Here is a 12,016-nt window from a genome sequence, read left to right as displayed (position 1 = left end):
AACCGACGGTAAGTTTTTCGTTGCCGCGTGTTCGTGTTTTGCCGGGTGCCACAACTCAGAACCAGCGTGGATCAGTCGGCCTTTAAGCCGGGTTCTGTAGGGCCCGGACGACCCGTGAGGGTCCCCCTGACGTGGCGGCCATTCCTCTGGGACGATCGTTGCCGATGCGCCTCGAGCAACCAACCCGGGCGACGGGCCTGGAGAGAAGCCTGACGGGCCGCAAAGCCCATCGTGTCGCCCCTATTCGGTCTTGCTCCCGGTGGGGTTTGCCATGCCGTCCGCGTTGCCGCGTCCGCGGTGCGCTCTTACCGCACCCTTTCACCCTTACCCTGTGTGAAACAGGGCGGTCTGCTCTCTGTGGCACTGTCCCTGGGGTCGCCCCCGCCGGACGTTATCCGGCACCGTCTCTCCATGGAGCCCGGACTTTCCTCCCCGGACGCGAGGTCCGGAGCGGCCGCCCGGCCGACTGATCCGAGGCGGATGTGCGCCGCGGACCGTCATGAGGTCAAGCGCCCGGCGGCATTCGGGAACGCCGACTTTGGATTTACGGGGAGCGGTTGCGCATCCGGACGCGGGCGCTAAATCTAAAGACAGGCGCTCGCCGCCTCCGCGCGGCCGGCCCCGGACCACTTGGCTTCACCAGATGGAGGTGACCATGGCGACCGACGAGACGGCCTGGACACTGGAGAAGGTTCAGGAATTGCGGAGTCTGGCCCGAGAACGCGTGCCGATCTCGGTGATCAGCCTCAGGCTCAAGCGGCCCATCGAAACCGTGTCGGCCAAACTCGCCGAACTCGGTATTACGCCCGCCCCCGAGGCAGGCGCCGACTGACATCGGGGTGCCGCGAGGCCATCGGCCTCGCGGGCTTCCGGGACCTACCAGGACCCGGTGTTCTCCATGGAGACCCATGGCTCCTGCGGCGGCTTGGCGTCACCCTTCTGCAGCAGCTCGATGGAAATCCCATCGGGGGACTTCACGAAAGCCATGTTGCCGTCGCGCGGCGGCCGGTTGATGGTGATCCCCGCCTCCTGCAGCTTGGTGCAGAAGGCGTAGATGTCGTCGACCTCGTAGGCGAGGTGGCCGAAGTTGCGCCCCCCCGAATAGGTCTCCGGGTCCCAGTTGTGGGTCAGTTCGATCACCGGCGCCTGGGTCTCGCGGGCTGTCGCCGCGTCGCCGGGCGCTGCGAGGAAGACGAGGGTGAAACGACCCTTCTCGTTGTCCACGCGGCGGACCTCCGTGAGGCCGAACGTATCGACGTAGAAGGCGAGCGCCTGGTCGAGGTCCGCCACGCGGACCATGGTGTGCAGAAAACGCATCGTCGTGAATTCTCCTGAGGGTGCGGCCTATGTGGTGGCCGTGCGAGTCCCGTCAACGCCACGGATCTGCGTTGGTCTCTCGCGCAACGGTTCTTTGCACCGACCGCGCGTTGCGCCCGGGACGGAAGCGATTCAAGAGGGAGGCCTGCGACAGGCGAGGCTTCCATGCGCACCGAAACCCCGATCCCGATCCGGCTCGCCGACTACAGGCCGAGCGATCACCTCATCGACCGGGTCGGCCTCGACATCCTCCTGCACCCCCACGCGACGGAGGTTCGGGCGACCCTTGCGCTCCGGCCCAACCCGGCCGGCCGAGCAGGGGCCGAACTGGTGCTCGACGGCGAGGATCTGACGCTGCTGTCCCTCGATCTCGACGGGGTCGCCCTCGCGCCGGACGCGTACCGGATAACGGAAACCGCCCTGATCCTGGCGCAGCCGCCGCAGGAACCCTTCACTCTGACGATCCGCACGCGGATCGATCCGACCGCCAACACCCGGCTCATGGGTCTCTATCGATCGAACGGCGTCTACTGCACGCAATGCGAAGCCGACGGCTTCCGGCGGATCACCTATTTCATCGACCGCCCCGACGTGATGGCGGTCTACACAACCCGCATCGAAGCGGACCGGGCCGACGCGCCCGTGCTGCTCGGCAACGGCAACCCCATCGAGGCCGGGGAAGCGGGACCGGGTCGGCACTACGCCGTCTGGCACGATCCCCACCGCAAGCCCGCCTACCTGTTCGCCCTCGTCGGCGGACGCCTCGACCGGCTCGGCGGCCGGTTCACGACCAGCGAGGGCCGGACCGTCGACCTCGGAATCTATGTCGAGCCCGGCAAGGCGGACCGCGCCGCCTACGCCCTCGATGCCGTCATCCGCTCCATGGCCTGGGACGAGACGGCGTTCGGCCGTGCCTACGATCTCGATGTGTTCAACGTCGTCGCCGTGTCGGACTTCAACATGGGCGCCATGGAGAACAAGGGCCTCAACATCTTCAACGATCGCTACGTTCTCGCCAGCCCCGAGACCGCCACCGACGCGGATTACGCCGCCATCGAGGCGATCATCGCGCACGAGTACTTCCATAACTGGTCGGGCAACCGCATCACCTGCCGGGACTGGTTCCAGCTCTGCCTCAAGGAGGGCCTGACGGTCTTCCGTGATCAGGAATTCTCGTCGGACATGCGCTCGCGGGCGGTGCACCGCATCGGCGAGGTCCGTACCCTGCGGGCTCGGCAGTTTCCCGAGGATGCCGGACCGCTCGCCCACCCCGTGCGCCCGCAAGCTTACGCCGAGATCAACAACTTCTACACGGCCACTGTCTACGAGAAGGGTGCGGAGATCGTGCGGATGCTGCGCACGCTGCTTGGCACGGATACGTTCGCCCAGGGGATGGATCACTACTTCGCGGCGTGCGACGGCACCGCGGCGACGGTGGAAGATTTCCTCGGCGCCTTCGCGACGGTCTCTGGACGCGACCTCAGCGCCTTCGCGCGCTGGTACGATCGGCCCGGCACCCCAGTGGTGACCGTCGAGGGCTCCTACGACGCGGCAGCCCGCAGTTACACCCTAAGGTTCCGGCAGGAACTCCGCGGCGACCGCGAGGGCCCACCGCTCGTCATTCCGGTGGCGCTGGGCTTGGTCGGAGCTGGCGGCCCCCTCAACACGGCGGCCTGCGACCGCGTCCAGAACGGGGTCTTCATCCTGGAGCGAGCCGACGACAGTCTTACCGTCACGGGTGTGTCGGAGGCTCCGGTTCCGTCCCTGTTCCGAGGCTTTTCCGCACCCGTGCGGGTGGTTCAGACTATCACCGATGCGGACCGCCTCGTTCTGCTCGCGCACGACACCGACCCGTTCAACCGGTGGCAGGCGGCGCAGGATGTCGCCATGGCTCGCCTCGTCGCCGACGCACGGGCCGATTCCCCGGTGCCGCCGCCGGAGCAGGATGGTCTCGTCGCGGCCCTCGCCGCCTTCCTCGACGGGGAAGCCCTGACCGATCCGGCCTATGCGGCCCTCGTGCTCACCGTGCCGAGCGAGGGCGACATCGCCAACGCAATCGGCGAAGCCATCGACCCGGATGCGATCCACCGGGCGCGGACGGCCCTGCGGCTGCAGCTCGGGCAGGGCCTGTACCCGCACCTGACAAGCCTGCGCGACGCGCTCGCTGACCCGGCCGGTACGCCGTTCTCACCGGATGCGGTCTCAGCCGGACGCCGGGCCCTGCGCAACGTCGCCCTCGACCTCATCGCGGTCGCCGACCCGCAGTCCGGAATCAGCCTCGCGCAGGCCCAGATCGAGGCCGCGACGACCATGACCGACCGCCTCGCCGCCCTCTCCGTGCTGGCGCTGATCCCAGGCTCGGCTCGGGAGGCCGCATTCGCGGCTTTCGCCGAGCGCTACCGGAACGAGCCCCTGGTGCTCGACAAGTGGTTCGCGATCCAGGCGATGATCCCCGAGGACACCACGCTGGAACGGATCCGCCGCCTGCAGGCGCACCCGGCTTTCGCCATGACCAATCCCAACCGGGTGCGCTCCCTCGTCGGCAGCTTCAGCGTCGGCAATCCGACCCAGTTCAACCGGCCGGACGGGGCCGGCTATGCGTTCCTGGCCGAGGTGGTCGAAACCCTCGATGCGACCAATCCGCAGATCGCGGCGAAGCTGCTCACAGGCTTCGGCTCCTGGCGAATGCTGGAACCGGAACGCCACGCCAAGGCGGAACGCTCGCTTGCGGCAATCGGCTCACTTGCCAACCTGTCCCGCGATGTTTCCGACATCGTCGGGCGGATGCTTGACAACTGACAAGCCGTTGTAGAGAAACAGGTATTCCAGTACTTACCAAGCTTCTCTGCACGCAGATGGGTCTCCTGTCAGGATTAACAGAAGCATAAAAAAGCGTGGACAACTCGGCCGTGAAAATGGTGTTATGAATGCGATTCGAAGCGCGACACGGTCACGCTTCCCAGACGTTTCACCATAGCTGCGGAGACATATCATGCTGGAGGCGGATTCCGCTTCCCTCTCCGCGCGTGCGGATACGATCCTCGGCATCCATCGCCCACAGACCACGACGCACATCCGGTTCGTGCGGGCGGAAACCTGGCTGCGTGTCGCCCTTCCGGCCCTGCTGGCGGCTTTCCTCGCTTGCCTGGCGACGGTGGAATGCCTCCATCTCAATGCACAGCGCCAGGATACTCTCGGGCGTGCGGTCACTGAGATCGACGCACTGACCCGGCTTGTCGCGGCGTCCCTCGGCCAGGGCGACACGGACGAGGCCGCGATGAAGGGTCGTCTCGCAGCACTTCTGCCGCCGCATCTTCTGCCGCTCGGCCGACAGATCCTCATCGTCGGCACCGACGACAGCATCGTCGCGTCCGCCCCCCCCTGGGCCGGAAGCCGTACTCTCACGGAGCACCTCGGAGAGATGCAGGCGCTCACGACCCTCGGGGAGCGGGCGGGGGTGATGACGTTGGATCTCGCCGACCGCGCCCCGGCCCTCGCTGCGCTTCGCAGTCTGCCGAACGGACGCGGTCAGGTCGCCGTCCTGCAACCCATCGCAGCTGTGACCGCGGCCTGGAACGCCAGGATGCGCAACCACGTGATCCTGCTTGGGGCGGCGGCCCTGGTCATCGTCGGGACCGGTATTGCATACGTCCTGCAGACTCGGCGGGCCTATGCGGTCGATCGAGTGTGCGAGCAGATCAAGCAGCGCCTCGATACGGCGCTCGGACGCGGCCGGTGCGGATTATGGGACTGGGACATCCCCCGTGGGCGGATCTACTGGTCGGACTCGATGTACGCCTTGCTGGGTTATCGCCGCGAGCGCGAGTTCCTGTCCTTCGGCGACGTCAACGCCCTGGTCCATCCCGATGACGGTGACCTGTACAGCTTGGCGCGCCACCTCGCCGCGAGCCAGTCCACCGTCGACCACGAGTTCCGGATCCGGTCCGCCTCGGGCGTCTGGACTTGGATGCGGATGCGGGCCGAGATCGTACCGGACACGGTGGCCGGCGGTCGCCATCTCGTCGGCATCGCCCTCGACGTCACCGAGCAACGCAACCTGGCCGAACTGAACGCCACCGCGGATATGCGCCTGCGCGACGCCGTCGAGGCCATTTCCGAGGCGTTCGTCCTCTGGGACACCGGCAACCGTCTCGTCCTGTGCAATTCGAAGTTCCGCGATCTCCATGCCCTGAGTCACGAGGATGCTGTTCCGGGGCGGCGCTACGCCGAGATCATGGGCCGCGGTGTGCTTCCGCCGATCCGTCGCGAGATGCGCGAACTCGAGCATTCGGGCGCAACCGCCCGTACCTTCGAGGCCGAACTCACGGACGGCCGTTGGCTCCAGATCAGCGAACGCCGCACCAAGGATGGCGGCTACGTCTCCGTCGGTACGGACATCACCAGTCTGAAGCGCCACCAGGAACAACTCGTGGCCTCCGAGCGCGAACTCATCGCGACCGTGAAGGACCTCAAGCGGTCGCGCCGCACCCTCGAACTCCAGACTCAGCAACTCGCCGACCTCGCAGAGCGCTACCTCGATCAAAAGGCCCAGGCCGAGACGGCCAACCAGGCGAAATCCGAGTTCCTCGCCAATATGAGCCACGAGCTTCGCACACCGCTCAACGCGATCATGGGCTTCGCCGAACTCATGGAAACCGGGGTGTACGGAGCCCTCGGCTCGTCGCGTTACACGGATTACTGCCAGGACATCCGTGCGAGTGGAGATTACCTCCTGTCGGTCATCGACGACATCCTGAACATGTCGCGCATCGAATCGCACCGGGTGAAACTGGTACGCCGCGAGATCGGCTTGCCGGGAGCCATCGAGGCGGCCCTGAAGCTCGTGGCCGAGCCGGCGCGGGCGAAATCCCTCAGCATCCATGTCGACCTGGTCGAGGGCCTCTCGGTGCTGGCCGACGAGCGCGCCCTGCACCAGATCCTGCTCAACCTCGTTCAGAACGCGGTGAAGTTCACGCCGGAAGGCGATGGGCGGATCGTCGTGAAGGCCCGGCCGATGGGGGATGCCGTGAACATCTTCATCGAGGATACGGGCATCGGCATCCCCAAGGCAGCCCTGCGCCGCCTCGGCGCTCCGTTCCAGCAGGTCGAGACGAACCTGACCCGCACCTACAAGGGCTCGGGCCTCGGCCTCGCCATCGCCCGGTCCATGGCCGAGTTGCACGGGGGTTCCCTTCGCCTGCGCTCCCAGGAGGGTCTCGGCACCATCGTGTTCGTGCGCCTGCCCATGCCGACGCCCGAGCGCCTACGCGATGTGGCCTTCGAAGCTTCGCAGGAAACGGTCGCATCCTTGCGGGACGCTGCGGGGGCGACGCCGCGCCGGGGCTGGATGGAGCCGGCCGCGAGCTGACCCATTGAGGGCGCGCGTCGTTCGACGATCGCGGCTACGCCTCGGGCCTCTGCGTCAGGCGAGAAGCCGATCGAAGAGGTTGCGCACATCGGCGCGCCGCTCGTCGAGCTGAACCTTCAGATGAGCGGCGTCCGGCATGCCCAGCGCCACGGCCAGGCGCGTCAGGGCGACCCCGGAACCCTGGGCCGGGTCGCCCGCCACCATCAGCCTCTGCCAATGCAGGACATCGTCGAACTGGCGGTAGGCGGTCCGCAGGCGCTCGGCCTCGGTCTGCTTTAGAAGGCCATGCCCCGCTGCCAGCGCCAGCACATCGCCTGCAGCGGGGCCGGCGAGATCCGGAAACCGGCTGCCGTGCGCAAGGACGAGGGCCTGGGCCAGGAAGTCGAGGTCGAGCAGGCCACCCGGGGCGAGCTTGAGATCGAGGGGCCCCGCATCACCTTTCTCCTCGGCCACGAGCCGCCGCATGGATCGCACGTCGCCAAAGACTTCGGACGGATCCCGCGGCCGTGTCACCATGGATCGGATCATCGCGATCAACTCTGCGCCGAGTTCGGCATCACCCGCGATCATCCTGGCACGGGTCAGGGCCATGTGCTCCCAAAGCTCAGCTTCGGTATCGTAGTAGCCCCGGATGCTGCGCAGCTGCACCGCCACCGGCCCCTGCCCGCCACCGGGCCGCAGACGAAGGTCGACCTCGTAGAGATGTCCGCGCCGGGTCGGCACGGTGAGCGCGGCGACGAGGCGTTGCGTCAGCCGATTGTAGGCGACCGCCGCATCGAGGGGGCGCGGCCCGGCGCTCATGCGGGACTCGGAGTCGAAGTCATAGACCACGACGAGGTCGAGGTCGGATTCCGCCGTGAGCTGACACGACCCGAGGCGCCCAAGCCCCAACACGGCGAGGCGTCCCCCTGGTACCGCCCCGTGCTCGGCGAAGAAGGCTTGCGACACCCGGTCGAACGCAGTCCCCACCACCGTGTCGGCGATGGCGGTGTAGGCCCGTCCCGCCTCCACCGGCGCGAGAATGCCGGAGAGGAGACGCGCGCCGGTGAGGAAGCGCAGGTGCCGCGCCGCATCTCGGCTGCGATCGAGGAAATCCTCGTGGTCGCTCGGCTGCCCGAGCAAGGTCCGAAAATGCGCGGCGATGCCGCCAGGCTCAGGCGGTGGCGCCGAGAAATCCCGCTCCAGCACGGCATCGAGCACATGCGGACTGAACGAGACGGTCTCGGCCAAGCGCGGTGCGGTACCGAGGAGATCGGCGAACAGGAGGCGCAAGCGTTCGTTGGAGCGTAGGATGGTGAGGAGTTCGAGCGCCGCAGGCATACGGGCGAAGGCCCGGTCCAGGGTATCGAGGGCCAGATCCGGATCGGTCGTTCCACCGAGCGCCTGCATCAGCGCCGGCACGAGCTCGGTCAGGACTTCGCGGGCCCGGGCGGTACGCACGGCCGGCCGCCGCCCGAAATGCCAGCCGCGTACGGTTTCGACGGCGCGTTCGGGCTCGCGGAACCCGAGGGCGCGCAGAGTCGCGAGGGTAGCGGGATCGTCACCCGTTCCGCTGAACACGAGGTCGCCCACCGCCGACGACAGGTCCGGTTCGGCCTCGAACAGCAAGGCGTAATGGGCCTGGACCCGGCGGGCATGATGCAGCAGCGACGCTTCGAAGCCCGCGAGCGTCGCGAACCCGGCAAAGCGCGCGAAGCTTTCGAGTTCGCCGGGCTCCGACGGCAGGCGTTGAGTCTGCTCGTCACGCACCATTTGGATGCGGTGCTCGACGGTACGCAGGAACTCATAGGCCTCCGCGAGCTCGTCGCGGGCGGTGGCGTCGATCCAGCCCTCGTCGGTGAGGGTAGCAAGCATCTCTACCGTACGCCGCCCGCGCAAGGCAGGCCGGCGTCCGCCGAAGACGAGTTGCTGAGTCTGGACGAAGAACTCGATCTCGCGGATGCCGCCCCGCCCGAGCTTGATGTCGTGCCCGGCCACCGCGAGGGTGTCGTACCCGCGCACGGCGTGGATCTGCCGCTTCATGGCGTGGACGTCGGCGATGGAGGCGAAGTCGAAGTATTTCCGCCATACGAATGGGCGCAGGTCGTCGAGGAAGCGCTGGCCCAGGGCGAGGTCGCCGGCAATGGGCCGGGCCTTGATGTAGGCCGCCCGCTCCCAGTTCTGACCGAGGTTCTCGTAGTAGAGGTACGCCGCGTTGAGGGATACGGCCGTCGGCGTCGAGCCCGGATCGGGGCGCAGGCGGTAATCGACGCGGTGCACATAGCCATCGGCCGTGCGCTCCTGCAGGAGCTTGGCGATGCCCTGTGCCAGCTTGGTGAAGAACGACGTCGGCGCGAGCCCTCCCTTGAGAGGGGCGACGGCGGGATCGAAAAACACCACGAGGTCGATGTCGCTCGAGTAGTTCAGCTCGCCCGCGCCGTGCTTGCCGAGCGCCAGGATGACGAGGCCGGACCCGGCCTGGAGGTCGCCCGGATCGATGGGCAGGAAGCGCCCGGCGGCCGCCGCCTCAGCGAGGAGCGCATCGGTGGCGGCCAAGACCGACGCGTCGGCGAAGTCGGACAACGCCGCCGTCACCGTGGCGAGGGGCCAGAGCCCGCCGAGATCGGCCAATGCCACGAGGAGGGCGTGCTCGGTGCGGTTCACCCGCAGGGCGCGGGCGATGGCGGCGAGGTCGCCGCCGTCACCGGCGGCGCGCTGGCGGGCGACGAGATCGGCATTCGCGGCCTCGGGCGCCCGCGACACCAGATCGGCGAACCGGATCGGGTCACGCGCCACGGCCTGCCACAGGAACGGGGATTGTTCGGCGAGCGCGAGGACGAGGGCCCGCAGGGGCACGTCGAGGAATCCGGCCGGAAACGCGTCCTCGATATCGGCGAGGCGCCCGGCGGCGGCCTCCGGGTCGATCAAGGGCGGCGCCCGTCGCAAGCGATGATGGAGGCTGCCAGGCTCGGTCATGCGGGGTCTCCCACGGCGAGGGCCGGAAGCGTTACCACGACGGCGAGGCCGGGGGCATTGTCGTTGAGCACCAGCGTCCCTTGATGCAGGCGCACGATGGCAGCGACGAGGCTGAGCCCGAGGCCGAATCCGGGCCGGGACCGCGCATCCTCCAGGCGGACGAAGCGATCGAGGACGCGGCCGCGCGCCTCCGCCGGGATGCCTGGCCCTCGGTCGGCGACGACAACGCGAATCGCACAGCCGATGCGCTCCGCGGAGATGCGGATGCACCCGCCATCCCGGTTCGGAACCGATTCCTTCATCGCTCCATACTTGACCGCATTGTCGATGAGATTCGCGAGGGCTTGCCCGATGAGTTCGCGGCTGCCCATGAGCCGCAAGTCCCCCGTCGTGACGATGTCGAGGGACAGGCCCTCTTCGGCGGCCACGGCCTCGTAGAGTTCCCCAACTTCGCGGGCCGTCGTGCCGACGTCGAACTCGGCCATGAGTTCGTGGGCGGAAACGCCCTCGAGGCGGGCGATCATCAGCAGGGCGTTGAAAACCCTGATCAGGCCGTCACTGTCCTCGATCACGCCCTCCATGGCGAGACGCAGGTCCGCGGCGCTCGCGGGCGAACGCAGCGCCTCGTCGGCGCGGTTGCGTAGGCGGGTCAAGGGCGTCTTGAGATCGTGGGCGATGTTGTCGGAGACCTCGCGGAGGCCCCGCATCAGCTCGCCGATCCGCTCGAGCATTTCGTTGAGGTTGCGAGCCAGACGGTCGAGTTCATCACCGTTGCCGGCCACCGCCAAGCGACCGCCGAGGTCGCCGGCCATGATCCGCCGGGTGGTCTCCGTCATGGCGTCGACGCGCTTCAGCACGCGGCTCGCCACGAACCAGCCACCGACGACACCGAGAAGGATCACCAGCAGAAGCGAGGTTCCGAAGGTGCCGCCGATGACCGAGCGCAGGCGGTCACGCTCCTCGACATCGCGACCGACGACCAAGCGAAAGCCCCCCGGCAGGGTGAAGATCCGCATGATCGCGCGGTGATCGAGGCTGGATGAGCCACCACGGGCGTAGGCCGCTTCGGTCTGCCCGGGTTCGGCGAGGAGACCAGCCGGCAAGGCACCGACGTTACCGGCCACATGCTCCCCGGCGGGCGTCGTCACGAGGTAGAGGGAAGCCCCCGGCTCGCCGGCGCGGCGCTCGACCACCGAGATCAAGCGCCGCAATCCACCGGACTTATACTGCTCGGAAAGGCCGCTGATCTCGGCTTCGATGGTCGACACCATCTGATCGTCGAGAACCCGGCTGGCGTTCCAGGCGACGTAGCCGAGAGCCAGAAAGGCGAAAGTGGTGAAGATGAGCAGGTAGGCGAAGGACAGCTTGAAGGCCGTGGTCCGGAATAGGTTCTGGAGCCGGCCATGGTCGCGCCGCCCGGCCGAACGCCCGGACCGTGCCACGTCATCCGCCATCAGGCGCCGCGTGCCTCGTCGGCACGCACGACGTAGCCGGCGCCGCGTACGGTGTGGAGGATGGGCCGGTCGAAATCCTTGTCGATTTTGGCGCGCAGGCGCGAGATGTGAACATCGATGACGTTGGTCTGCGGATCGAAGTGATAGTCCCAGACATGTTCGAGCAGCATCGTCCGGGTCACCACCTGACCGGCATGGCGCATGAGGTACTCGAGCAGCCGGAATTCACGCGGTTGTAGGATAATTTCCTGACCGGCGCGGGCGACGCGATGCGACAGGCGATCGAGTTCGAGTTCGCCGACCCGGTAATGAGTGACCTCGACGGCTCCGGCCGGCGCCGATCGACGACGTGCCAGGATCTCGGCGCGGGCGAGCAGTTCGGAGAATGCGTAGGGCTTGGGAAGGTAATCGTCGCCGCCGGCCCGCAGGCCCTTCACCCGATCGTCGACCTGACCGAGGGCCGAGAGAATCAGCACCGGCGTGGTCACGGCTTGTTCGCGCAGGGACCGGATCAGGGACAGACCGTCGAGCTTTGGAAGCATCCGATCGACGATGAGCATATCGTAATCGCCCTCGCGGGCAAGGGCGTAGCCGTCAAGGCCGTCATGGGCAAGATCCGGCATGTGACCGGCTTCCCGAAAGGCTTTGGCAAGATAGGACGCTGCCTCGCGGTCGTCCTCGATGATGAGCAGTCGCATGACGTCGAACGATACGGTCTCGCGATGCGACGGTGAAGCGTATCCCATGCCCCCTCCCCTCTTCGATTGAGGAGAGGATGGCACCCATGAGCGGATTTTGGCGCCTGCATAACGAGTTGGTCATCGACCGCCCCGCGAACGCGAACAGGCCGCCCTTTTGTGGGGCGGCCTGTTCGGTGTGATCGTCTGGAGGGGATGTGATGTGCTGTGCAGGTCTGGCGGCG

At 67.4% G+C, this 12,016-nt stretch carries 7 protein-coding genes and 1 other RNA gene; 3 read left to right on the top strand and 5 right to left on the bottom strand.

Translation table 11 applies throughout. The features are described from left to right. Positions 1–67: 67 nt before the first annotated feature. An RNA gene (rnpB, locus tag ASF22_RS11720) (RNase P RNA component class A) lies at positions 68–470 on the bottom strand. 185 nt (positions 471–655) lie between these two features. Here rnpB and ASF22_RS24525 point away from each other — a divergent pair. After that, positions 656–832: a hypothetical protein gene (locus tag ASF22_RS24525; protein ID WP_200918899.1), complete on the top strand. Its 177-nt coding sequence runs from the start codon at positions 656–658 to the stop codon at positions 830–832. A 44-nt stretch (positions 833–876) separates the two neighbouring features. Here the strand turns inward: ASF22_RS24525 and ASF22_RS11565 are convergent, their stop codons facing one another. Continuing rightward, on the bottom strand, positions 877–1,317 hold the full coding sequence (locus ASF22_RS11565; protein WP_056174190.1) for a VOC family protein: 441 nt from the start codon (positions 1,315–1,317) through the stop codon (positions 877–879). Between the two features lie 165 nt (positions 1,318–1,482). Here ASF22_RS11565 and pepN point away from each other — a divergent pair, with 165 nt between their 5' ends. Then, on the top strand, positions 1,483–4,116 hold the full coding sequence (gene pepN / locus ASF22_RS11560) for an aminopeptidase N (RefSeq protein WP_056264294.1): 2,634 nt from the start codon (positions 1,483–1,485) through the stop codon (positions 4,114–4,116). A 193-nt stretch (positions 4,117–4,309) separates the two neighbouring features. Further along, a complete protein-coding gene (locus tag ASF22_RS11555) occupies positions 4,310–6,685 on the top strand; it encodes a PAS domain-containing sensor histidine kinase (RefSeq protein WP_056264291.1) in 2,376 nt (791 codons plus the stop codon). Positions 6,686–6,739: 54 nt separating this feature from the next. On the opposite strand, the gene ASF22_RS11550 is transcribed toward ASF22_RS11555, so the two are convergent. Genes ASF22_RS11550 through ASF22_RS11540 form a run of 3 tightly spaced genes read right to left on the bottom strand, consistent with a single transcriptional unit; the run spans position 6,740 to position 11,792 of the window. Next, positions 6,740–9,640: a bifunctional [glutamine synthetase] adenylyltransferase/[glutamine synthetase]-adenylyl-L-tyrosine phosphorylase gene (locus ASF22_RS11550; protein ID WP_056264289.1), complete on the bottom strand. Its 2,901-nt coding sequence runs from the start codon at positions 9,638–9,640 to the stop codon at positions 6,740–6,742. Continuing rightward, positions 9,637–11,094, bottom strand: coding sequence for a HAMP domain-containing sensor histidine kinase (locus ASF22_RS11545; RefSeq protein WP_056264286.1), 1,458 nt, complete (start codon positions 11,092–11,094; stop codon positions 9,637–9,639). The genes ASF22_RS11550 and ASF22_RS11545 overlap by 4 nt, the downstream gene beginning before the upstream one ends. Continuing rightward, a complete protein-coding gene (locus ASF22_RS11540) occupies positions 11,094–11,792 on the bottom strand; it encodes a response regulator transcription factor (protein WP_056264368.1) in 699 nt (232 codons plus the stop codon). Before ASF22_RS11540 ends, ASF22_RS11545 begins: the two co-directional genes overlap by 1 nt. Between the last annotated feature and the right edge of the window lie 224 nt (positions 11,793–12,016).

Origin of the sequence: Methylobacterium sp. Leaf87, assembly GCF_001422775.1 — a bacterium.
Classification (GTDB): Bacteria; Pseudomonadota; Alphaproteobacteria; order Rhizobiales; family Beijerinckiaceae; genus Methylobacterium.
The sequence above is the reverse complement of the archived record's forward strand: the minus strand, read 5'-3'. Positions and strand labels throughout refer to the sequence as shown.